The sequence below is a fragment of the Pseudomonas sp. NPDC087817 genome (assembly GCF_044742875.1).
GTDB lineage: Bacteria > Pseudomonadota > Gammaproteobacteria > Pseudomonadales > Pseudomonadaceae > Aquipseudomonas.
In genome coordinates, this window is the sequence record NZ_JBIUVJ010000044.1 from 22,411 (window position 1) to 45,331 (window position 22,921).

Annotated in this window: 23 protein-coding genes and 1 pseudogene; 16 read left to right on the forward strand and 8 right to left on the reverse strand. The window is 59.7% G+C overall.

Annotated elements, in window-relative coordinates; translation table 11 throughout:
- Nucleotides 1–78 precede the first annotated feature (78 nt).
- Genes cobU through ACIONG_RS22190 form a run of 10 tightly spaced genes read left to right on the forward strand, consistent with a single transcriptional unit; the run spans nt 79 to nt 5,731 of the window.
- The gene (cobU, locus tag ACIONG_RS22145; RefSeq protein WP_401302692.1) at nt 79–600 is read left to right on the forward strand and encodes a bifunctional adenosylcobinamide kinase/adenosylcobinamide-phosphate guanylyltransferase; all 522 of its coding nucleotides are present in this window, start codon (nt 79–81) and stop codon (nt 598–600) included.
- On the forward strand, nt 597–1,652 hold the full coding sequence (gene cobT, locus ACIONG_RS22150; protein WP_401302694.1) for a nicotinate-nucleotide--dimethylbenzimidazole phosphoribosyltransferase: 1,056 nt from the start codon (nt 597–599) through the stop codon (nt 1,650–1,652). Before cobU ends, cobT begins: the two co-directional genes overlap by 4 nt.
- Nucleotides 1,649–2,224 (forward strand): alpha-ribazole phosphatase family protein, encoded by a 576-nt coding sequence (cobC, locus tag ACIONG_RS22155; protein WP_401302696.1) that lies wholly within the window; start codon nt 1,649–1,651, stop codon nt 2,222–2,224. Before cobT ends, cobC begins: the two co-directional genes overlap by 4 nt.
- Nucleotide 2,225: 1 nt before the next feature.
- On the forward strand, nt 2,226–2,957 hold the full coding sequence (locus tag ACIONG_RS22160; protein WP_103306935.1) for an adenosylcobinamide-GDP ribazoletransferase: 732 nt from the start codon (nt 2,226–2,228) through the stop codon (nt 2,955–2,957).
- Between the two features lie 7 nt (nt 2,958–2,964).
- Nucleotides 2,965–3,156, forward strand: a complete 192-nt coding sequence (locus ACIONG_RS22165; protein WP_401302698.1) for a hypothetical protein — start codon at nt 2,965–2,967, stop codon at nt 3,154–3,156.
- Nucleotides 3,150–3,305 carry a hypothetical protein gene (locus tag ACIONG_RS22170; RefSeq protein ID WP_401302700.1) on the forward strand — a complete coding sequence of 52 codons (156 nt, stop codon included), beginning with the start codon at nt 3,150–3,152 and terminating at the stop codon, nt 3,303–3,305. The genes ACIONG_RS22165 and ACIONG_RS22170 overlap by 7 nt, the downstream gene beginning before the upstream one ends.
- A gap of 26 nt (nt 3,306–3,331) precedes the next feature.
- Nucleotides 3,332–3,736: a MarR family winged helix-turn-helix transcriptional regulator gene (locus ACIONG_RS22175; RefSeq protein WP_103306936.1), complete on the forward strand. Its 405-nt coding sequence runs from the start codon at nt 3,332–3,334 to the stop codon at nt 3,734–3,736.
- A gap of 52 nt (nt 3,737–3,788) precedes the next feature.
- Entirely contained in the window at nt 3,789–4,997 is a 1,209-nt protein-coding gene (locus ACIONG_RS22180) for an MFS transporter (RefSeq protein WP_401302702.1), read from the forward strand.
- A complete protein-coding gene (locus tag ACIONG_RS22185) occupies nt 4,994–5,116 on the forward strand; it encodes a hypothetical protein (RefSeq protein WP_256583597.1) in 123 nt (40 codons plus the stop codon). Before ACIONG_RS22180 ends, ACIONG_RS22185 begins: the two co-directional genes overlap by 4 nt.
- Before the next feature lie 54 nt (nt 5,117–5,170).
- A complete protein-coding gene (locus ACIONG_RS22190; RefSeq protein WP_103306938.1) occupies nt 5,171–5,731 on the forward strand; it encodes a glutathione peroxidase in 561 nt (186 codons plus the stop codon).
- A 123-nt stretch (nt 5,732–5,854) separates the two neighbouring features.
- On the opposite strand, the pseudogene ACIONG_RS22195 reads toward ACIONG_RS22190, so the two are convergent.
- From ACIONG_RS22195 to ACIONG_RS22205, 3 genes and pseudogenes are all read right to left on the reverse strand, one after another.
- A pseudogene (locus ACIONG_RS22195) lies at nt 5,855–7,126 on the reverse strand (OmpP1/FadL family transporter).
- Between the two features lie 146 nt (nt 7,127–7,272).
- Nucleotides 7,273–7,755 (reverse strand): hypothetical protein, encoded by a 483-nt coding sequence (locus ACIONG_RS22200; RefSeq protein ID WP_103306940.1) that lies wholly within the window; start codon nt 7,753–7,755, stop codon nt 7,273–7,275.
- Nucleotides 7,756–8,030: 275 nt separating this feature from the next.
- Nucleotides 8,031–8,255 (reverse strand): hypothetical protein, encoded by a 225-nt coding sequence (locus tag ACIONG_RS22205; RefSeq protein ID WP_064586664.1) that lies wholly within the window; start codon nt 8,253–8,255, stop codon nt 8,031–8,033.
- Nucleotides 8,256–9,218: 963 nt separating this feature from the next.
- Here ACIONG_RS22205 and ACIONG_RS22210 point away from each other — a divergent pair.
- Both ACIONG_RS22210 and rmuC read left to right on the forward strand, forming a co-directional pair.
- Nucleotides 9,219–9,542 (forward strand): hypothetical protein, encoded by a 324-nt coding sequence (locus ACIONG_RS22210; RefSeq protein WP_103306941.1) that lies wholly within the window; start codon nt 9,219–9,221, stop codon nt 9,540–9,542.
- Nucleotides 9,543–9,717: 175 nt separating this feature from the next.
- Entirely contained in the window at nt 9,718–11,082 is a 1,365-nt protein-coding gene (gene rmuC, locus ACIONG_RS22215) for a DNA recombination protein RmuC (protein ID WP_213028759.1), read from the forward strand.
- A 163-nt stretch (nt 11,083–11,245) separates the two neighbouring features.
- Here the strand turns inward: rmuC and ACIONG_RS22220 are convergent, their stop codons facing one another.
- Nucleotides 11,246–14,716, reverse strand: coding sequence for a NahK/ErcS family hybrid sensor histidine kinase/response regulator (locus ACIONG_RS22220; protein ID WP_401302705.1), 3,471 nt, complete (start codon nt 14,714–14,716; stop codon nt 11,246–11,248).
- 245 nt (nt 14,717–14,961) lie between these two features.
- Entirely contained in the window at nt 14,962–15,504 is a 543-nt protein-coding gene (locus ACIONG_RS22225) for a TetR/AcrR family transcriptional regulator (RefSeq protein ID WP_401302706.1), read from the reverse strand.
- A 91-nt stretch (nt 15,505–15,595) separates the two neighbouring features.
- Here ACIONG_RS22225 and ACIONG_RS22230 point away from each other — a divergent pair, with 91 nt between their 5' ends.
- The 4 genes from ACIONG_RS22230 to ACIONG_RS22245 all read left to right on the forward strand — a co-directional run bounded on the left by ACIONG_RS22230 (nt 15,596) and on the right by ACIONG_RS22245 (nt 20,375).
- A complete protein-coding gene (locus ACIONG_RS22230) occupies nt 15,596–16,783 on the forward strand; it encodes an MFS transporter (protein ID WP_103306945.1) in 1,188 nt (395 codons plus the stop codon).
- Between the two features lie 52 nt (nt 16,784–16,835).
- Complete coding sequence (locus ACIONG_RS22235) at nt 16,836–17,147, forward strand: cupin domain-containing protein (RefSeq protein ID WP_315448544.1); 312 nt, start codon at nt 16,836–16,838, stop codon at nt 17,145–17,147.
- 105 nt (nt 17,148–17,252) lie between these two features.
- Nucleotides 17,253–18,404, forward strand: coding sequence for a TDT family transporter (locus ACIONG_RS22240; protein ID WP_401302712.1), 1,152 nt, complete (start codon nt 17,253–17,255; stop codon nt 18,402–18,404).
- Nucleotides 18,405–18,500: 96 nt separating this feature from the next.
- Nucleotides 18,501–20,375, forward strand: a complete 1,875-nt coding sequence (locus ACIONG_RS22245; protein WP_103306948.1) for an MFS transporter — start codon at nt 18,501–18,503, stop codon at nt 20,373–20,375.
- A 123-nt stretch (nt 20,376–20,498) separates the two neighbouring features.
- Here the strand turns inward: ACIONG_RS22245 and sugE are convergent, their stop codons facing one another.
- The 3 genes from sugE to rdgC all read right to left on the reverse strand — a co-directional run.
- Nucleotides 20,499–20,813, reverse strand: a complete 315-nt coding sequence (gene sugE, locus ACIONG_RS22250; protein WP_127652648.1) for a quaternary ammonium compound efflux SMR transporter SugE — start codon at nt 20,811–20,813, stop codon at nt 20,499–20,501.
- Nucleotides 20,814–20,931: 118 nt separating this feature from the next.
- On the reverse strand, nt 20,932–21,897 hold the full coding sequence (locus tag ACIONG_RS22255) for a bile acid:sodium symporter family protein (protein ID WP_401302708.1): 966 nt from the start codon (nt 21,895–21,897) through the stop codon (nt 20,932–20,934).
- Between the two features lie 165 nt (nt 21,898–22,062).
- Nucleotides 22,063–22,921 (reverse strand): recombination-associated protein RdgC (rdgC, locus tag ACIONG_RS22260; protein ID WP_401302710.1); only part of this gene is annotated, 859 nt, incomplete at its 5' end.

The following is a 22,921-nucleotide window of genomic DNA, read 5'->3' on the forward strand; positions in this document are numbered from 1 at the left end:
AACACCTTTGAACCCTGTGGGAGCTGGCTTGCCAGCGAAGAGGCCGGTTGGCTCACTACACATTTTTCTGGATGACCCATGCTCCAACTGATCCTCGGCGGCGCCCGCTCCGGCAAAAGTCGCCTGGCGGAAAAACTCGCCAGCGAAAGCACTCTGGCCGTGACCTACATCGCCACCAGCCAGCCGCTGGACGGTGAAATGAGCGACCGCGTCGCCCATCACCGTGCCCGCCGCCCCGCTGAATGGGCGCTCATCGAAGAGCCGCTGACGCTTGCTCGCGTATTGCGCGAAAACGCCAGCGCCGAGCGCTGCCTGCTGATCGATTGCCTGACCCTGTGGCTGACCAATCTGCTGATGCTCGACGATGCCGAACGCCTCGCTGCCGAACGCGAAGCCCTGCTCGAATGCCTGGCGTCACTGCCGGGGGAAATCATTTTTGTCAGCAACGAGACCGGAATGGGTGTCGTGCCGCTGGGCGAATTGACTCGCCGCTACGTCGATGAAGCCGGTTGGCTGCATCAAGCTCTGGCCGAGCGTTGTCAGCGTGTTGTCCTGACCGTCGCCGGCCTGCCCCTGACCCTGAAAGGATCTGCGTTATGACCCAAACCTGGTGGCTGAATACGTGCAAACCGGTGCATGCCGATATCGTTGAGCAAGCGGCGGCACGGCAACAGCAATTGACCAAACCGGCCGGTTCCCTGGGCCGTCTCGAGTCCGTGGCGGTGCAACTGGCCGGTCTGCAAGGGCAGGTCAAACCGACGCTTGAGCAGATCTGGATTGCGATTTTTGCTGGTGATCATGGCGTGGTCGCTGAAGGTGTTTCTGCATTTCCACAGGAAGTCACCGGGCAGATGCTGCTCAACTTCGTCAGTGGCGGGGCAGCGATCAGCGTTTTGGCGCGCCAGCTTAATGCGCAACTGGAAGTGGTGGATCTGGGCACGGTGACGCCGTCGCTGAATCTGCCGGGCGTACGTCATTTGAACATCGGCGCGGGTACGGCGAATTTCGTTCAGGGCGCCGCGATGACCCAAGTGCAAGGCGAACTCGCGTTGCAGGCCGGTCGCGACAGCGTACTGCGGGCGAAAGCGGCAGGCGCGCAGTTGTTCATCGGCGGCGAAATGGGCATTGGCAACACCACCGCTGCGAGCGCGCTGGCGTGTGCACTGCTCGACTGCCCGGTGGCGCATCTGACCGGTCCCGGGACTGGTTTGAATGCCGAAGGCGTCAGCCATAAAGCGCAAGTGATCGAGCGTGCCTTGGCCTTGCACACGGCGCAACGGGGTGATGCGTTGCAGACGCTGTTCAATCTGGGTGGTTTCGAGATTGCGGCACTGGTCGGCGCGTATCTGGCAGCAGCGCAGGAGGGTGTTGCGGTGCTGGTCGATGGCTTTATCTGCACCGTCGCTGCGCTGGTAGCTGTACGCCTGAATCCGGCCTGCCGCGAGTGGCTGCTGTTTGGTCACCGTGGCGCGGAACCGGGTCACCGGCATGTGCTGGAAACGTTGAACGCCGAACCATTGCTGGAACTCGGTCTGCGCCTGGGCGAAGGCAGCGGAGCGGCGTTGGCGGTGCCGCTGTTGCGTCTGGCCTGTGATCTGCACGGGCAGATGGCGACGTTCGCCGAAGCAGCGGTGGCGGATCGTCCGGCATGACCTTGCGTCTGGATCTGCTGCGCCACGGTGAGACGGAACTGGGTGGTGGCTTGCGCGGCAGCCTCGACGATGCGCTCACTGAGAAGGGCTGGGCGCAGATGCGTGCGGCGGTCATCGCGGGCGGGCCGTGGGATCGTCTGGTCAGTTCGCCGTTGCAGCGTTGTGCGCGCTTTGCCGCTGAGTTGGGCGAGCAATTGAATCTGCCGGTGCAACTGGACAAGGATCTGCAGGAACTGCATTTCGGTGCGTGGGAAGGGCAGAGCGCGGCGGCGTTGATGGAAACCGATGCCGAGGCGTTGGGGCTGTTTTGGGCGGATCCCTATTCATTTACGCCGCCGCAAGGGGAGCCAGTCGGCGATTTTTCTGCACGGGTGTTGGCGGCGGTTGCGCGGTTGCACAGGGCTTACGCGGGTGAGCGGGTGCTGCTGATCAGTCATGGCGGAGTGATGCGCCTGTTGCTGGCGCGGGCGCGAGGGTTGCCTCGTGAGCAACTGCTTAATGTCGAAGTCACTCATGGGGCATTGTTCTCCCTGACCGTCGACGCTGATGGTTCGCTCAAGGAAAGTCGCTGACATGTTGCCGCTGTGGATCGCCCTGCAATTTCTCAGCAGTCTGCCGATTCGTTTGCCGGGGATGCCGGAGCCTGAACAGCTTGGGCGTTCGCTGCTGTTTTATCCGCTGGTCGGGCTGCTGTTCGGCGTGATGCTCTGGGCGCTGAATCTGGCGTTGGCTGGCACGCCGCTGTTGCTGCACGGGGCGTTGTTGTTGACGGTTTGGGTGTTGCTCAGCGGGGCATTGCATCTTGATGGACTCGCCGACAGCGCCGATGCCTGGCTCGGCGGTTTTGGTGATCGCGAGCGCACGCTGACGATCATGAAGGATCCACGTAGCGGGCCGATTGCGGTGGTGACGCTGGTGTTGGTGTTGTTGCTCAAGTTTGCGGCGTTGCTGGCGTTGATCGAACAGCAGCAGACGCTCGCGCTGATCATCGTGCCGGTGCTGGGGCGGGCGGCGCTGCTCGGGTTGTTTCTGACCACGCCGTATGTGCGGGCCGGTGGCTTGGGGCAAGCGTTGGCCGATCATCTGCCGCGCAGAGCGGGTTGGTGGGTTGTTGCGGTGAGCGCGTTGGCGTGTGTGCTGATTGCCGGGTTCAAGGCTGTTGTTGCGCTGCTGGTGGCGGTTGTCGTGTTCGTCTGGCTGCGGCGAGTGATGGTGCGGCGGTTGGGCGGTACGACCGGAGACACGGCGGGGGCGTTGCTGGAGTTGCTGGAGATGGCGGTGCTGGTTGGGCTGGTTTTGGTCTGACAGATGTATGTTGAATCTGCTGGCCTCATCGCTGGCAAGCCAGCTCCCACAGGTATTGGGGGAATTTGCAGATTTTGTGGGCAATATCATTTCCTGTAGAAATTTTATTTTGAATCTGCTGGCAAGCCAGCTCCCACAGGTATTGGGGTGGTTTGCCGATTTTTGGGCAATGTCATTTCCTGTAGAAATTTTATGTTGAATCTGCTGGCAAGCCAGCTCCCGCAGGTATTGGGGGAATTTGCAGATTTTGTGGGCAATATCATTCCCTGTGGGAGCTGGCTTGCCAGCGATAGCAATCTTTCAGGCACCAAAAATGTTATGGATGAACTCATCTGTAACTTGATTTAACACAGTCGCGGGTATATACACGCATCATGCTTCCTTCTCAGTGTTTGTGCACTAACCTGCGTCGCGCCGCTCGTGGCGTCAGCAGGCATTACGACGGCGCTCTCGACGGCTTCGGGATCAACGTTGCCCAGTATTCTTTGCTGTGCAATCTGCAGCGTCTGGATCAACCGAGCATCTCCGAACTTGCCGAAGCCATGGGCCTGGATCGCAGCACCCTGGGGCGCAATCTGCGCGTGCTGGAAGGCGAAGGGCTGGTGACGCTGGCCGAGGGCGCGGACATGCGTAACCGGATTGTCCGGCTCACCGAAACCGGCGCACAGCGTTTGGCAGCAGCGCTGCCGGCGTGGGAAGCGGCGCAGCAGCGATTGATTGATCGTCTGGGTGCCGAGAAGCGTGAAACCTTGCTCAAATTGCTGGATGAACTGGCTTGATGCCAGTTTTTTCGGATTCAAGCGGGTATATACCCGCGACTGGAGAATAACAATGACATCGATGTGGCGTACGTGCGGTTGGGTGTTGGTAGGTAGTGCGCTGATTCTCGCGTTGTCATTGGGCGTGCGTCACGGCTTCGGCCTGTTCCTGTCGCCGATGAGTGCGCAGTTCGGCTGGGGCCGCGAGGTGTTTGCCTTCGCGATCGCCTTGCAGAACCTGATCTGGGGTCTGGCGCAGCCGTTTACCGGCGCGCTGGCTGACCGTTTCGGCGCGGCGAAAGTGGTCCTCGTCGGTGGAGTGCTCTACGCGGCGGGTCTGGTGTGCATGGGGCTGTCTGATTCGGCGGTGACGTTGTCACTGAGCGCCGGCCTGCTGATCGGTATCGGTCTTTCCGGCACCTCGTTCTCGGTCATCCTCGGCGTCGTGGGGCGTGCCGTGCCACCAGAGAAACGCAGTATGGGCATGGGCATCGCCAGTGCCGCCGGCTCTTTCGGCCAGTTCGCCATGTTGCCGGGGACATTGGGGCTGATCGGCTGGCTCGGCTGGTCGGCCGCACTGCTGGTGCTGGGCCTGCTGGTGGCGATGATCGTGCCGCTGGTGAGCATGCTCAAGGACAAACCGCTGCCGGTGCTCGGTCACGAGCAGACGCTGTCCGAGGCGCTACGCGAAGCCTGTTCACACTCGGGGTTCTGGCTGTTGGCGTTCGGCTTTTTCGTCTGCGGTTTTCAAGTGGTTTTCATCGGCGTGCATCTGCCGGCGTACCTGGTCGATCAGCACTTGCCGGCCACGGTCGGCACCACGGTGCTGGCGCTGATCGGGCTGTTCAACATCTTCGGTACCTACACCGCCGGGTGGCTCGGCGGGCGCATGTCGAAACCGCGTCTGCTCACCGCGCTGTATCTGCTGCGCGCGGTGGTGATCGTGCTGTTCCTGTGGCTGCCGGTGACGACCACGTCGGCCTACCTGTTCGGCATGGCCATGGGTTTCCTGTGGTTGTCGACGGTACCGTTGACCAACGGTACGGTGGCGACCTTGTTTGGTGTGCGCAATCTGTCCATGCTCGGTGGCATTGTGTTCCTGTTCCATCAGCTCGGATCGTTCCTCGGCGGCTGGTTGGGCGGGGTGGTGTATGACCGTACCGGGAGTTACGACTTGATCTGGCAAGTGGCGATTCTTCTCAGCCTGTTGGCGGCTGCATTGAACTGGCCGGTGCGCGAGCGTCCGGTGGCGCGCCTGCAAGCCGCTGCGAGCGCCGCATGAGCCGATTCTGGCCACGAATCGCCATCACCGCACTCGGCGCCGCTTTGCTGGCGCTGGTGTGGTGGGGCTGGCATCAAGGCGGGCTGGCATTGATGCAATTGGGCATGAGTATTTGCTAGAAGGCTGTCCGGCGAGTAACGTCGAAGTCTGACGACTGCTCAAGGATGTACGACATGCTGATGCGCTGGTGTGCTGTTCCCGCGTTGCTGGTGGCGTTGACTGGCCTGGCCCAGGCGGCGGATTGCCCGGAAGTGTTGCAAGGTTCGCTGCCCAAGCTGCGAGCCAAGGAATCCATCGATCTGTGCAAGCAGTACGCCGATAAGCCGCTGGTGGTTGTCAATACCGCCAGTTTCTGTGGTTTTGCGCCGCAGTTCGAAGGCCTTGAAGCGCTGCATAAACGCTACGAAGGGCAAGGGTTGCAAATGCTCGGCGTGCCTTCCAATGACTTCAAGCAAGAGTCCAAGGACAGCGCCGAGACCGCCAAGGTCTGCTACGCCAACTATGGCGTGACGTTCGCCATGACCGAACCGCAGAAAGTCCGTGGTGACGATGCCACCCATCTGTTCCAGGTGCTCGCTGCGCAAAGCAGTGCGCCGAAATGGAATTTCTACAAATACGTGATCGATCGTCAGGGCAAGGTCATCGCGAATTTCTCCAGCCTGACCAAGCCCGATGATCCGGAATTTATCGCCGCAATCGAGAAAGCCATCGCCTCGAAACCCCTGAAGAACTGAGCTCGCTCCCACAGTGGAACCTGGTCGTTTCTGAGGGCGGACGCCAGGCACAAAAAAAGCCCCGCTTTCTGCAAAGAGAGCGGGGCTTTCTTGTGGGCGAGGGGTTAGCCTCGCCGTGCAGCATCAGAAGCGGTAAGTCGCGCCGACACCGAAGCCGTTTGCCGAGTTTTCATACTTGGCGTTGTAGCTCTGGCCACGATCGTTTTCGTTGCGGATCTTGACCGACTCTTCCTTCAGGTACGAGTAAGCAACGTCGATGGTCAGGTCTTCGGTCGGGCTCCAGCCGGCACCGATGCTGAAGATGGTCCGGTCGCCGGTAGGAATGCGTGGCGAGCGGTCGACGTTGTTGGTCGGCGACTGGTCGAAGGTCAGACCGGTGCGCAGTACCCATTCCTTGTTCAGCTGATACGAAGTACCCACGGCGTAAGCCCAGGAATCGTGCCAGTTCTGGTCTTCGGTGATCTCGCCGAACTGATCGGCCAGCAGCGGCTGCACACCGGAGTTCTTGACGGTGATCTTTTCCAGCTGGCTCCAGCGGGTCCAGGTCGAACCGGCGTAGACGTTCCAGCGGTCGTTGATCGCTTGAGTGACCGAGAAGTCGATCGATTCAGGCGTGGTGATCTTCAACGAAGCATCGTACTTCTGGTTGGCGCCCAGACCGACCAGGGCCAGTGCGCTGTAATTGACCTTGGTGTCGCCTTCGAGCTTGTAGTCGACTTTCGAGTGATAAGTCAGACCCAGGCGGGTGGTGTCGGTCGCTTGTACCAGCACGCCGATGTTGTAGCCCAGCGCAGTGTCGTCACCCTTGATCTTGACCTTGCCGTCCGGCAGGGCCTGGGTGATCGACAGGTTCGATTCCAGCGTGCCGTCGATGCGGTTGATGGTCGGACCGAAACCGATCGATACCTTGTCGTTGAAGGCGTAGCTGACAGTCGGCTGGAAGGTGATGACTTGTACTTCCGACTTGCTGCCGAAGTAGCGGCCGGCAAAGTTTTTCTCGTAGTCAGTAATCAGGCCGAACGGCACGTATACACCGAGACCGAATGCCCAATGGTCGTCAATCGGTTTGACGTAGAAGCCCATAGGTACGGAGGTGAAGGGCACCATGTCGCCTTTGTTGCTACCGCGGTTAGGGCTGGAGCTGGCGTCGCTGATATCGGTTTTTGCGTCGAGGAATGCAACACCGCCCGTGACTTGTTCGCGCTTGATGCGCGACATGCCGGCAGGGTTGCCATAAACAGTGCTTGCGTCGTCGGCAGAAGAAGATCGCCCGGCGTACCCAGTCCCCATCCCGCTGATGCTGTGTTCGTTTATGTCATATCCAGCTGCGTTGTTATGTGTTGTTTCTTATGTTAATGTATTTTTAAGGGTGGTTTTGAGCATTACTTTTTTCATTATTAGAACTCCTGGTGATCACCGGGGCGAAAATTACCAACATTTTCGTCTCGGCGCTATAGTCCGTATGCCTTGAGTTAGAGCGGTTTTGTAGGACAATCCGACCAAAATCACTGCCTGTTGGGCGATCTTGTGAAACTGCTTGGTCAGCAAGCGACCTGATTCAGCGGTGAAACACAGGTTTGCCAGGCGCAGGTGAAGTCACGCAGACGACCCTGAGGTTGAAAGGTCTGACGCCAGATACGCGCCATGCCGAGCAAGTCATTCGGGTCGGGGAGGGTAGGGTTTTGTTCTTCCACCAGCAGCCAGGCTATCGCTGTGGCGTAACGCAGGTTGACGGTCAATTCCAGGTGCGGGCCGCTGAGAAAGGCATGCTGGCTGGCGAGACCGCGCACCAGGCTTGCACGCTCCGGATCGAGCGCCAGGTAGTGATCCCAAAGCGCCTGATGGCGATGCTCGGCGATGCGGTAGAGGCCGTGGCCACGGCGGTCATGCAGGGCGGACCCGAGGGCAGACTGGCTGGCGGCGATGCCCAGCAGCAGGGATTCGGCGGTCGCGCAGTGACGTCCCAGATAAATCAGCGTAGGACGGATCACATAGCGACACAGTTCGCTGGCAGCGATACCCATAAATCCCTCGGATCTTGTTATTGGGCGGCGATACCTGAAGGGGCCTTGGCAGCGGTGGATCGACTCAGGCTCGCCGGAAGCGGATCACGCCGCTTGAGTTGAAGTGTAGTGTCATATTCGCGACGTAAAGGCCTGTTTTTAAAATATTTCCGCCGACCCGTTATAACCGTTATATCGGAAGGTGCTTAAGCGCTGACCGCGCAAAGTGAAACATCAGGCAATAAAAAGCCCCGCGTTTTAAGCGGGGCTTTTGCTTTTTGCAGCCTTTTCGGCTTTCAGGCAACCAGTGCCTGACGGGTACGATCGATCACGGCCTGCAGCGGTTCGGCGCTGGAGTATTGATCGGGGTACAGACGCTCGCTGTGGCGGGCGATCCCGTGTTCATTGACTACGGTGAAGCTGAAGCATCCTTTGCGAGCGGCCATGATCAGGCAGTTCATTGGTGCAAAAGCGTTGGTTAGGGTGCGAATGGCATCCTGAGTATGGATTTGAGTAGACATAGTTATTAGGTGTTCCTACAAATGACACGGATAAGAACCGTGCAACGTTAAAACGTTCCAGTAATGTCGACCACCATTGGTCGAACAAAGAACCCGACTGGAACAAAGCAGCCAGTTTGAAGCGCTGATAAGTGAGCGCGCTTGGGCTGGCAGGTAGGTACTTAGGAGGACAGGCATCACATCAAGGGCAAAGGTTCTGGGCCCGGGGTGAAGATCCTGATCAATTTGCAGGCTGGTTCGGTCAGAGTAAGTGGTCTTCGCAACACCCTTTGCATTATTCAAAGGCCGTGTCGCGGAAAGATTTACCTGGAAACCATCGAGGGGTCGTTCCCGCTTTTTTCGATAAGGGCTTCTTGGAAGAAGGCTGACCGTGGGGATATGTTCGACCGGAATTGACTTTCAGCTTGGTACTAACGCCGCGGATAGTAATGGATCATTTTTGTTAAAGCAAACCTTTGTTGAAAAATTATTGAAATCTCTGGCCAAGTCTGCTTTGCATTCCATTGAATCGCCCCGAATCGGCTCACATATCGACCACCGGTCAGTGAATGTTTTTTCATCAAGCCGCGTTTTAGAGCCGCTTATCCCCAGGCAGACAGCTAAAACGACCCGAAAAAGCGCATCGATATAACCGGGTAACAGGTACTTGTGCACATTAGTTGCGCGAGCTGTAACGACGCTGTCACATCAATCCTGACCCCGATGGCTGCCTGTAACGAAAGTTTAAGTCAATGAAAAACATTGCTTTTTTTTGTTGGTGAAAAAATCGTCAGTTTGACTGCGAGCCCCATTCCACAAGGCTTTGCGAGGGTTGAAGGGCGGTTGTCCACTGAGTTATCCACAGCTTCTGTGGATTGTCCCGAGCGCTTGCTCTAGGACGGGCGTGCCGGGTTGTTTTTCGACTTTACCTGTAAGAAAAAGAGAGTAGAGTGGCGCGCCTTCCGATCTGTCCCACAGTGTTTTATGAAGTTTCGCTCAGTATCAGACTCTGTTACCTCAGAACCTCCTCGTGTTACGTCGCCAAAGCGATTTTCCGTGCGTGTGGCCGAATGGCTGCTCGACAGCCCGCGCCTGAGCGACAGTCACAATGCCAAGCACCTTGCCGGTCGCTTGCTCAAGCAACCGGCGCGCGAAGGCGTGGTCGCCGCGCAAAGCCGTCTCGGACAGTTGATGTGCCGTGAATGCGGGAACGCCCGCGATCGCCGCATCGGTCACGATCTGTTGCGTCAGGCCGCGCGCGCCGGCGACCTTCGTGCGCAACAGGAACTCGGTCTCATCGAAGACTGAGCTGTCCAAGTTCTGACACCTTGGTTAACCTTCAGGCTTTATCGGATCGGCAGGAATCGCTATGGCTATGGACTTGACCAGCGTATTGCTGGGGCTCGCAGCGGCAGGGCTGCCGTTGCTGGCACTGGCCTGGCAGCTGCAGCGCCGGGCGAGCAGCGGGCAAGCCGAAGTGGCCTTGCTCGAAGAGCGACTGGCCATGGCGCAACTGGCACAGGACGGGCTCAACGCTCAACTGGAGGCCAGTCGCGACGAAGTCGCTGACCTCGGCCAGGCCAACGCGGCCAAACAAGCTGAATTGGCAGCCCTGCGTCGCGAAGTCGAGTTGTTGCAGATCGAGCGCGATGACGCCCGTGACGCTTCCCACGCCTGGAACATCGAGCGCGCCAACAAAGAAGCCGAACTGCGTCGCCTCGACGCTCAGGCGGCATCGCTGAACGCCGAATTGCGCGAGCAGCAGGAAAGCCATCAACAACGCCTCAATGACCTGCAAGGCTCGCGTGATGAATTGCGTGCGCAATTCGCCGAGCTGGCAGGCAAGATCTTCGACGAGCGCGAACAACGATTCGCCGAGACCAGTCAACAGCGACTCGGCCAGTTGCTCGATCCGTTGAAAGAGCGCATCCAGTCTTTCGAAAAACGCGTGGAAGAAAGCTATCAGGCCGAGGCCCGCGAGCGCTTCTCGCTGGCCAAGGAACTGGAGCGTTTGCAAGCGCTCAATCTGCGCTTGAGCGATGAAGCCACCAACTTGACCCGCGCCTTGAAAGGCCAGAAAACCCAAGGTAACTGGGGTGAGTTGATCCTCGAACGCGTGCTGGAACATGCCGGCCTGGAGAAGGGCCGCGAATACCAGACGCAGGTCAACCTCAAGGGCCCGGACGGCGAGCGCTTCCAGCCCGACGTGATCATTTACCTGCCAGGCGACAAGCAGGTCGTGGTCGACTCCAAGGTCAGCCTGACCGCCTATCAACAGTACGTTGCCGCCGAAGATGACACGCTCGGGCAGATCGCGATCAAACAGCACGTGCTGTCCCTGCGCAATCACGTCAAGGGCTTGTCGGGCAAGGACTACAAACGTCTGGAGGGCCTGCACAGCCTCGATTTCGTTCTGCTGTTCGTGCCCATCGAAGCGGCTTTTTCGGCGGCATTACAGGCTGAGCCGACGCTGTTTCAGGACGCGTTCGACCGTAACATCGTGATCGTCAGTCCGACCACGTTGCTAGCGACGTTGCGGGTCATCGACAGCCTGTGGAAACAGGAACGCCAGAGCCAGAACGCCCGGGAAATCGCCGAGCGGGCCGGCTGGCTGTACGACAAGTTCGTGTTGTTCATTCAGGATCTGGACGAGGTCGGCAATCGCCTGCAGCAACTGGACAAAGCCTACAGCTCGGCGCGCAACAAGCTGACAGAAGGACGCGGCAACCTGGTCAGCCGCAGTGAGCAGCTCAAACTGCTCGGTGCGCGGGCGAGCAAAAGCTTGCCGGCGGATCTGCTGGAACGAGCGATGACGGATGTCGACGGCTTGGTCGAGTTGCCTGAGTAAACCCGATTTTTGTGGCGAGGGAGCTTGCTCCCGCTGGGGGGCGAAGCACCCCCGAAAACCCCGATTCCGATTTATCTGAAACACCGCGTTGAATGGATTGGCGCCTGCTGCGCAGCCGAGCGGGAGCAAGCTCCCTCGCCACAGGTCTTGCGCTGTCTTGGCATTACAGCGGTAAATAGCGACTCAACAACGCCCGCAGGGCCGCCGGTTTCACCGGTTTGGCCAGATAATCCAGCCCTGCCGCATGCACCTGCGCAACCATCTCCGGCCGCCCGTCGGCACTGATGACCACGCCTGGCACCGGCTCACCCAGACTCGTGCGTAACCATGCCATCAACTCGGTCCCGGTATCGCCGTGATCGAGGTGGTAGTCGACCAGCGCCACTTGCGGCCGCACCCCGTCGCTGAGCAACGCTGCACATTCCTCACGATTACGCGCCGTCCAGACCTGACAACCCCAACGGCTCAACAGGCTGTTCATGCCAATCAGAATGCTGTCTTCGTTATCGACGCACAGCACCTGCGCGCCGCTCAGCATCTTGCCGTTTATCTCGACAGCAGCGCTGGCCGGCACGGTCTGCGTGCGAGCCAGCGGCACACTGACGCTAAACACACTGCCGCGCCCCGGCCACGAGCGCACACGCAATGTATGACCGAGTACGCGACACAAGCCGTCGGCGATCGCCAGCCCGAGGCCGAGACCTTTTTCGGCGCGGGTCTGATGACTGTCGAGGCGTTTGAATTCCTCGAAAATCACCTGCTGCTTGTCTTCCGGAATGCCCGGCCCGCGATCCCACACTTCAAGGCACAACTCGCCGGCGCGGCGCCGCACTCCCAGCAGCACCGGGCCTTTGGCGTAGCGGAACGCGTTGGTGAGGAAGTTCTGCAGGATCCGCCGCAGCAACTTGATGTCGCTGTCGATGCGCAAATGGCTGCCGCGTACGCGGAAGGTCAAACCTTGTTCCTGAGCCTGCGCCTTGAACTCGGCGCCGAGCGTGTCGAACAGCTCATTGACCGCAAAAGGCTTGCGATCCGGGTTGATCTTGCCGTTTTCCAGGCGGGAAATGTCCAGCAGATCGCTGATCAGGTCTTCGGCCGAACGCAACGAACTGTCGAGGTGCTGCACCAGTTTTTGCGCCTCGCTGCTCAAACCGTCATCCTGGTGGGAGAGGGCGGCGGAGAACAGGCGAGCGGCGTTCAAGGGCTGCATCAAGTCATGGCTGACGGCGGCGAGGAAGCGGGTTTTCGACTGGTTGGCGGCCTCGGCGGTGCCCTTGGCTTCGGTCAGCGCGACGTTGAGTTGCGACAGCTCCTGAGTCCGTTCGCTGACCCGTTGCTCCAGGCCTTCGTTGGCTTCGGTCAAGGCCTGCTCGGCCTCGCGGAACGCGGTAATGTCGGTAAAACTCATGACAAAACCGCCGCCCGGCATCGGGTTGCCGATCAGCTCGATCACCCGGCCGTTGGGGAACAGCCGTTCAGAGGTGTGCGCGCGACCCTGCCGCATCCAGTGCAAACGCCGGGCGACGTGGACTTCCGCCTCGCCGGGACCGCACAAGCCACGCTCGGCGTTGTAGCGAATGATGTCGGCAATCGGCCGGCCGACGCTGATCAGTCCGTCCGGGTAGTTGAACAGTTCCAGGTAACGCCGGTTCCACGCCACCAGTTTCAACGACTGGTCGACCACGCTGATGCCTTGGGTGATGTTCTCGATGGCGCCTTGCAGCAGGGCGCGGTTGAACTGCAACACCTCGGAAGCTTCGTCGGCGATTCGCACGACGTCCTCCAGCTGCATTTCCCGACCTTCGATGGCGGCTTTTACTACCGCTCGCGTCGAAGAGGCGCCCAGCACGCCGGCCAGCAAACGTTCGGTATGGGCAATCCATTCACCGTCGGCGTTCTGATTGGGGTTGAAGGCTTTGCCTTGGCGGTAGGCAAATCGAATGAAGCTCTGGCGGGCACGTTCTTCACCGACAAAGCGCGCGGCCAGTTGCAACAGATCATCGATCTGTACCGCCAGCATCGAGCGCGCACTCGGGCGGGCGCTGATTTCCTGACCGATGAAGCGCCCGGCCTGCCAGTGCTCCGACACCCGCGTGCGGGACAACACCGAGACCCAGGCGAACAAGGTGAAGTTGCCCGCCAGCGACAGCACCACGCCTTGGGTCAATGGCGTGATCGGCAAGTTCAGCGGGTTGCTGTGCAGCCACGCCAGACCGGGGAAGGTGTCCAGCGACCAGCCGAGACTGCGCGCGGCAATCGGCAGGATCAGCGTGTAAAACCAGAGGAATGTGCCTGCGGCGAGGCCGGCAAACACGCCACGCCGGTTGGCCTGTTTCCAGTACAGCGCGCCGAGCATCGCCGGCGCCAGTTGCGTCACGGCCGCGAAGGCGATCTGGCCGATGGTCGCCAGACTCGCTGTAGAACCGAGCAAGCGATAGCTGACATAAGCCAGCAGCAGAATCAGCACGATGCTCACTCGGCGTACCGACAACATCCACTGACGAAATACCTCGAACGGACGCTCGGCATTGTTGCGCCGCAGCAACCACGGCAACAGCATGTCGTTGGAAACCATGGTCGACAGCGCCACGCTGGCGACGATGACCATGCCGGTGGCGGCTGAAGCGCCGCCGATAAACGCCAGCATGGCCAGCGCCGGGTGCGCCTGGGCCAGTGGCAGGCTGATCACGAATGAATCAGGCAGCACGTTGCTCGGGAGCAGCATCTGACCGGCGAGGGCGATTGGCACTACAAACAGCGCGGCCAGCGCGAGGTACGCCGGGAACACCCATTTGGCCAGGCGCAGGTCCTGCGGATCGATGTTCTCCACCACGGTGACGTGAAACTGCCGCGGCAGGCAGATGATCGCCATCATGGCCACGCCGGTCTGCACCACCATCGACGGCCAGTTGATGGTTTCTTTCCAGTATTCCTCCAGGCGCGGGGCGAGCATCGCCTGATTGAACAGGTCGTCGAAACCGTCATACAGGCCATAAGTGACGAAGGCGCCGACGGCGAGAAAGGCGAACAGCTTGACCAGCGATTCGAATGCAATCGCCAGCACCATGCCCCGGTGGTGTTCGGTGGCGTCGAGGTTGCGCGTGCCGAAAACAATGGTGAACAGCGCCAGCACCAGCGACACGATCAACGCGGTGTCCTGGGCGCGGGTGCCCATTGCATCGGCCCCGGCGCCGATCAGCAGGTTCACGCCGAGGACGATGCCTTTGAGTTGCAGAGCGATGTAGGGTAGAACGCCGACCAGACAGATCAGCGCGACGACCACCGCCAGCGATTGCGATTTGCCGTAGCGCGCGGCAATGAAGTCAGCGATGGAGGTGATGTTCTCCTGTTTGCTGATCATCACCATTTTTTGCAGGACCCACGGTGCACAGACCAGCAGCAGGATCGGCCCGAGGTAAATCGGCAGGAATGACCACAACTGTTCAGCGGCTTGACCGACCGCGCCGAAAAACGTCCAGCTGGTGCAATAAACCGCCAGCGACAAGCTGTACACCCAGGCACGCATCCGTGGCGGCAGCGGCGTGCTGCGACGGTCGCCGTAGAAGGCGATGGCGAACATGATGGCCATATAGGCCAGGGCGACGGCGGCGATCAGCCCGGTGGACAACGACATGCAACACTCCCGACAGAAGACTCCCCGGCACTCCTGCCCGGGCGGACAGTCTCGCATGAGTGTGGCGGTTAGTCAGTGTCGACCAAGGTCGTGGCGTGGCGGGGTGTCGCAGGTGTGGAACCGGGTGGTTTGAGAGTGACTGGGCGGCCTCATCGCTGGCAAGCCAGCTCCCACAGTTTTCAGGGCGTATACAAAATTTGCATTCGCTGGAGATCCCTGTGGGAGCTGGCTTGCCAGCGATGGCGTCAGTCCTGTTTCAGCGCGATATCAATCAACCGGTGCAATTCCTCCACCTCCAGCGCCGCCGCGGAAAACAGAATGCGAAACACCACCGGCGCCACCACCAGATTGATCAAATGATCAACGCTCGGTGCCGGCTCATCCGGATGCCGCTCAATGATCGTCTGCAACTGCGCGCCGATAATCTTCACGCAATACCCCGGCGTGGTACTCGCCTGCACGTCGCGCATCATGTTGCGTCCAGGCTCGGAACTCATCTCGTCGAGATATTGCTCGGCCCACGCGCGGATATCGCTGCGCAAACTGCCGGTTTCTGCCGGTTCGCTGTCAGGACGCATGCGGGCGAGGGCGACGTCGGCCAGTAAGGCCGCCAGATCACCCCAGCGTCGATAAATCGTCGACGGCGTAACGCCTGCGCGTGCGGCGATTTGCGGGACGGTCACGGTCGAACGCTCCTGTTCTTGCAGGAGCGCGCGGACTGCCGAATGAATCGACTCTTGCACCCGGGCACTGCGACCACCGGGGCGTAAACCTTCTTTAATAGCCATGCGGCAGACCTTAACACAAAGAATTTGCTTTAAGCACAGGCCGAGAGCACACTCCGCAAAAGCAAAAAATTAGCTTTTGCGGAGTGTGCACATGAATAGCCTTGCATCCAATCGTCCCAGCCTGTGGTTTCTGGCGATCACCTTACTGAGTTTTCTCGCCGCTTCCACGGCGCCGACGCCGTTGTATCACCTGTATCAGGATCAGCTGCATTTCTCGGCAGCCATGCTGACGTTGATTTTCGGCGTCTACGCTCTGAGTTTGCTGGCGGCGCTGTTAACCGTCGGATCGCTGTCCGATCATCTCGGGCGTAAACCGGTGATCTTCGCTGCCGTTCTGCTCAATGCGCTGGCGATGCTGTTGTTCATCAGCGCCGACAGCGTCACCTGGCTGATCAGTGCGCGGGTGCTGCAAGGCTTCGCGACCGGCATGGCCACTGCCGTATTAAGTGCAACATTGCTCGACACCGACCGCCAGCAAGGACCGCTGATCAACAGTGTTGCGCCGTTGCTGGGTATGGCGTTGGGAGCCATGGGCTGTGGCCTGCTGGCCGAGTTCGCTCCGGCGCCGTTGCAACTGACGTACTGGCTGCTGCTCGCGCTGTTTGTGCTGCAAGCACTGTATGTCTGGCGCCTGCCGGAAAGTGTCAGCCCGCAGGCTGGGGCCTGGGCGTCGTTGCGGCCGACGCTGCATGTCCCGGCTCAGGCGCGTTCAACGTTGTGGCGAGTGCTGCCGCTGAACACCGCGACCTGGGCGCTCGGCGGTTTCTACGCATCACTGGCGCCGTCGCTGGTGCGCACGGCCACCGGTTCCACTTCCAATCTGATCGGCGGCGCAACCGTCGCGGCACTGACCGTCACCGGCGCCCTGATGATCTTCACCCTGCGCAATCGTCCCGCCACGCGCGCTTTGCAACTCGGCGCAAGCCTGCTGCCAAGTGGTCTGGTGCTGATTCTGCTCGGTGTGCACAGCGCCAGTCTGTCGCTGTTTTTCCTCGGCACGCTGGTCGCCGGGTGTGGTTTCGGTTCAGGCTTTCTCGGCGCGGTGCGCAGCCTGGTGCCGCTGGCGTTACCGCATGAGCGGGCCGGGTTGATGTCGGCGTTTTACGTGCTGAGCTATCTGGCGTTTTGCTTGCCTGCTTTATTAGCCGGGCACTTCACCCACCAACTCGGATTGCTGGCCACGACTGATGTGTATGGCGGGGTGCTGATCGTGTTGGCCGTGGCAGCGCTGTTGCTCAGTCTGCGTCCTCGATCTGCCAAAGTGTGCAGCGCTCCATAAGCACAGCGGTTTCGGTTAGCCTTGCCCGGCCACTCTTCTCAAGGATCGATTCATGAAGATTATTCGCAGCAAGACCTTCACCGCCGACCGCGCTTGGGGCGCGCTCGATATCGCCAACATGAACGGCATCACCACGCGCCTGCACTGGACCGATCAGCCGTACAAGTGGCACGTCAATGACGGGGAGGAAGTGTTTGTGGTGCTCGACGGCAAAGTCTCGATGCATTACCGCGAGGAAGGTGAAGAAAAACAGGTGCAGTTGGAGGTTGGCGATATCTTCTACGCCTCGGTCGGTACCGAACATGTCGCGCATCCGCAGGGCGCGGCGCGGATTCTGGTCATCGAAAGCGAAGGTAGTGTTTGACTGCTTATCTATAGAACAGATAACATTTAGAGAAATTACCCGTTATATAGATATTCGATTCGGATCTACCATGGACTCAACCTCACCTGAGGACAGGAGTTCATGATGATTTGCCCTAACAGCGCCAAACCCGGCATCAAGCCGCTCAGCCAACTTCAGCATCCGCGTGAAGTGATCCGTCAATTCACTCCGAACTGGTTCGCCGCAACCATGGGTACTGGTGTGCTGGCGCTGGCACTGGCGAATTTGCCGGTGGCGATTCCCGGGATGCATGCCGTGGCCGAAGGGCTGTGGCTTTTCAACATCCTGTTGTTCACATTGTTTACCGCTGCCTACGCCGCGCGCTGGATTCTGTTTTTCGACGAGGCGCGGCGGATTTTCGGCCATTCCACCGTGTCGATGTTCTTCGGCACCATTCCCATGGGCCTGGCAACGATCATCAACGGCTTTCTGTTGTTTGGTCTGCCGCGTTGGGGCGAGGGTGTCATCCAGTTGGCCGAAGTGCTGTGGTGGATTGATGTGGCGATGTCTCTGGCGTGTGGCGTACTGATTCCCTACATGATGTTTACCCGTCAGGAACACAGCATCGACCAGATGACGGCGGTTTGGCTGTTGCCGGTGGTGGCTGCGGAAGTGGCGGCGGCCAGTGGCGGTTTGCTCGCTCCGCATCTGACCGATGCCCACTCGCAACTGGTGGTGTTGACCACAAGCTACGTGCTCTGGGCGTTTTCCCTACCGGTAGCGTTCAGCATTCTCACAATCTTGTTGCTGCGCATGGCCCTGCACAAACTTCCTCACGAGAATATGGCTGCATCGAGCTGGCTGGCCCTCGGCCCGATTGGCACTGGTGCGCTGGGCATGTTGCTGCTGGGGGCCGATGCGCCGGCCATCTTCGCCGCCAACGGCCTGCCGGGCATTGGCGAAATCGCTTCCGGCATTGGCCTGGTGGCGGGGATCACACTGTGGGGCTTTGGTCTGTGGTGGATGCTGATGGCACTGCTGATCACCGTGCGTTATCTGCGCGACGGTATTCCGTTCAACCTCGGTTGGTGGGGGTTCACCTTTCCATTGGGCGTGTATTCGCTGGCAACGCTGAAGCTTGCCAGTACGCTGAACCTCGGGTTTTTCAGTGTGGTTGGTTGCGTGCTGGTGGCCCTGTTGGCCTTGATGTGGCTGATTGTCGGCAAGCGCACCGTGCAAGGGGCATGGCGTGGTGAGCTGTTTGTGTCGCCGTGCATTGCAGGTTTGAAGAAATAACCTGAAAAGTTTAGGTAATGTGTGGCCTGGATCGCGGTTCGAGATTCCAATACAAGAACCCAGGCCTCTCTACCCAACATCAGGAAAACACGGAAGATGAGTCACCCCTCACAGTTCAACCTGCTGCGCACCCGGCGCTTCCTGCCGTTTTTCATCACGCAGTCGCTCGGTGCGTTCAACGACAACGTGTTTAAACAGTCGCTGATCCTCGCCATTCTCTACCGGCTGACCATCGAGGGTGATCGCTCGATCTGGGTCAACCTGTGTGCGCTGCTGTTTATTCTGCCGTTCTTCCTGTTTTCGGCGCTGGCCGGGCAGTTCGGCGAGAAGTTCGCCAAGGACGCGCTGATCCGTCTGATCAAACTCGCGGAAATCGCCATCATGGCGGTGGGCTCGGTCGGTTTCCTTTTCGATCACTTGTCGCTGATGCTGGTGGCGCTGTTCGCGATGGGCACCCATTCGGCACTGTTCGGGCCGGTGAAGTATTCGATCCTGCCGCAGGCCTTGCGTGAAGAGGAATTGGTCGGCGGCAACGGTCTGGTGGAGATGGGCACGTTCCTCGCGATTCTTGCGGGGACCATCGGTGCCGGGGTCATCATGTCCTCGACCCACTACGCGCCGCTGGTGTCGACCGCCATTGTCGGCATCGCCGTGCTGGGTTATCTGGCCAGCCGCAGCATTCCCCGCGCGGCGGCCTCGTCACCGGAAATGCGTCTGAACTGGAACATCTTCAGCCAATCCTGGGCGACCCTGAAACTGGGCCTGGGCCAGACGCCCGCAGTATCGCGCTCGATTGTCGGCAACTCGTGGTTCTGGTTTGTCGGGGCGATTTACCTGACGCAGATCCCGGCCTACGCCAAGGAATGGATGCACGGCGATGAAACCGTGGTCACGCTGATTCTCACCGTGTTCTCGGTGGGTATCGCGCTGGGTTCGATGCTCTGCGAAAAGCTCTCCGGGCGCAAAGTCGAGATCGGTCTGGTGCCGTTTGGCTCATTCGGTCTGACGGTGTTCGGCTTGTTGCTGTGGTGGCATTCCGGTGGGATTCCCGACAGTGTCACCGGCCACAGCTGGACCGAAGTCCTGGGCTTTGCTCACACCTGGGCAGTGCTGGTGGACATTCTCGGCCTCGGCATTTTCGGCGGCTTCTACATCGTGCCGCTGTACGCATTGATCCAGTCGCGCACGGCCGAGAACGAGCGGGCGCGAGTGATTGCCGCCAACAACATTCTCAACGCGCTATTCATGGTGGTGTCGGCGATTGTCTCGATCGTGTTGTTGAGCGTGGTCAAACTGTCGATCCCGCAACTGTTCCTCGTGGTGTCGCTGCTGAACATCGGCGTCAACGCTTACATCTTCAAGATCGTTCCCGAGTTCAGCATGCGTTTCATGATCTGGCTGCTCAGCCATTCCATGTACCGCGTCGAGCATCGCAACCTTGAAGCTATTCCGGATGAAGGCGCGGCGTTGCTGGTGTGCAACCACGTGTCGTTTGTCGACGCCTTGCTGATCGGCGGCGCGGTGCGTCGGCCGATTCGCTTTGTCATGTACTACAAGATCTACAACTTGCCGGTGCTGAACTTTATCTTTCGTACGGCGGGGACGATTCCGATTGCCGGACGCAATGAAGACATTCAGATCTACGAAAAAGCCTTCAGCCGCATTGCCCAATATTTGAAGGACGGTGAGCTGGTGTGCATCTTCCCTGAGGGCAAGTTGACCGCCGATGGCGAGATCAATGAGTTCAAGGGTGGGCTGACGCGGATTATCGAGGAAACGCCGGTGCCGGTAATTCCGCTGGCGTTGCAGGGCTTGTGGGGGAGTTTCTTCAGTCGCGACCCGAACAAGGGTGTGTTCCGCCGGTTGTGGTCGCGGGTGACATTGGTGGCGGGTGCGCCTGTGGACGTCGAGGCAGCGCAGCCAGAGAAGTTGCAGACGTTGGTGGGCGATTTGCGGGGCGCCGTTAGATAGTCGGTGAAGGGACTGGCCCTATCGTTGGCAAGCCAGCTCCCACAGGTTTCCTGGGTGTACACAGCATTTGTGTTCACCGGAAATCCTTGTGGGAGCTGGCTTGCCAGCGATGGGGCCAGAGGCCTAAGCGCTAATTTTAAGGCCGATCAAACCAGTGATGATCAACGCCACACTGGCCAGCCGAATCAACGCCATCGACTCGCCAAACAGAATGATTCCGGCAATCACCGTGCCCACGGCACCGACCCCGGTCCAGATCGCATAAGCCGTGCCCAGCGGCAATTCCTTCATCGCCAGACCCAGGAGGCCAAGGCTGATGGCCATGGCCGCAACGGTCAATACGGTGGGGAGCGGGCGGGTGAAGCCATCGGTGTATTTCAGGCCGACGGCCCAGCCGACTTCAAACAGGCCGGCGAAAAACAGAATGATCCAGGACATGAGAGACCTCCATCGATTGACGGGGTCGTCCCCAGATTAAAAACTCGATCGAGCCGCAGGGTCGTCCCCGCGTTGCGCGACATATTGCCGAGCCTTGATCCGGGGATCAAGTTTCAGCTCAGTCGACGGCCTGTTGCGCCAACGCTTCGCGATCTTCCTTCTCACTCATGCGCCGGAAATAGGTTGAAAGGAGTGCCCCGGAAATGTTGTGCCAGACACTGAACAATGCACTTGGTACCGCCGCCAGTGGCGAGAAGTGTGCACTGGCCAAAGCGGCGCCCAATCCCGAGTTCTGCATGCCGACCTCCAGCGCCAGCGACTTGCGCTGCGCCAGCGGCAATTTGAACAGGCGACCGGTGAAGTAACCCAGCAAGTAGCCGAAACTGTTGTGCAGCATCACCACCGCCATGATCAGCAGACCCGATTCGGCGATTTTCGCCTGACTGGCCGCCACTACAGCGGTGACGATGATCACGATGCTGACCACCGACACCAGCGGCAACACCTCCACCGCATGGCGGACCTTGTCACCGAGCAGGCGTTGCGCAACCACACCGAGGATGATCGGCAGCAGCACCACTTGCAGGATCGACCAGAACAACTCCATGAACGACACCGGTAACCACGCCGAAGCCAACAGCCAGATCAACGCCGGGGTCAGCAGCGGGGCGAGGAGGGTGGTCACGGCGGCAATGGCCACCGACAGCGCCAGATCGCCACGGGCCAGCCAGGTCATCACGTTGGACGAGGTGCCGCTTGGGCAACAGCCAACCAGGATCACTCCGACGGCGATTTCCGGCGGCAGGTGAAATACCTGGCAGAGCAACCACGCCACACCGGGCATGATCACGAAATGCGCGACTACGCCCAGCGCGACACGCCACGGGTGGCGGGCGACAGCGGCGAAATCATCAAGTTTGAGGGTCAGGCCCATGCCGAACATCACCAGGCCCAGCAGCGGCACGATCGCGCTTTTGAGGCCGAGGAACCATGCCGGTTGCAGGAACGCGACGACCGCGAAAATCAGAACCCAGTAAGCGAAGGTATTGCCGACAAAGCGGCTGAGTGCAGCCAGTGCGCGCATGGCTTGTTCCTTATTATTGAGTGAGCACCACAAAACATTGTGGGAGCTGGCTTGCCAGCGATGGCGGTGTGTCAGACGGCATATGAGCTATCTGTAAACACCGCTATCGCTGGCAAGCCAGCTCCCACAGTAGACCCCGGTTTCTTCAGTTGAAACCGGTTATGTTCAGATCCCCTGCGGAGTCTCTTCGCCACCCAACGCTTCCACCAGCGCCGGCAGGAAATCACCGAACGTCAGCATCATCAGGGTGAAGCTGGCGTCCAGTTGACCCAGGGCCTCGTCGCCGCCGTCCTGTTCCGCCTGATCCTGCAACAGATCTTCGAACTTCAGGCGTTTGACGGTCATCTTGTCATCGAGCATGAACGACAGCTTGTCCTGCCAGGCCAACGACAATTGAGTAACGACTTTGCCGGTGCTCAGGTGCAGCTGGATTTCTTCGCTGGTCAGGTCCTGACGCTTGCAGCGCACGATGCCGCCGTCTTCGTGGGTGTCGCGCAGTTCGCACTCGTCCAGCACATAGAAGTCGTCGGCGGCTTTCTGCGTGGTCACCCAATCGGTCATGACTGCGGTCGGCGCCATTTTCACGGTCAGCGGACGGACGGGCAGGGTGCCGATCACTTCACGAATGGTCGAAAGCAGGTCTTCGGCACGTTTCGGGCTGGCCGAGTTGACCAGGATCAGGCCTTGTTTCGGCGCGATGGCGGCGAAGGTCGACGAGCGACGGATAAAGGCGCGCGGCAGGAACGCCTGGATGATTTCATCCTTGATCTGGTCGCGTTCCTTCTTATAGACCTTGCGCATCTGCTCGGCTTCGATCTCTTCGACCTTTTCCTTGACCGCATCGCGTACGACGCTGCCCGGCAGAATGCGTTCTTCTTTACGTGCAGCGATCAGCAGGAAATCACCGCTGACGTGCACCAGTGGAGCATCTTCGCCTTTGCCGAACGGCGCGACGAAACCGTAGGTGGTCAACTCCTGGCTTGCACATGGACGCGCCAGTTTGGTGGCCAGTGCAGTTTCCAGC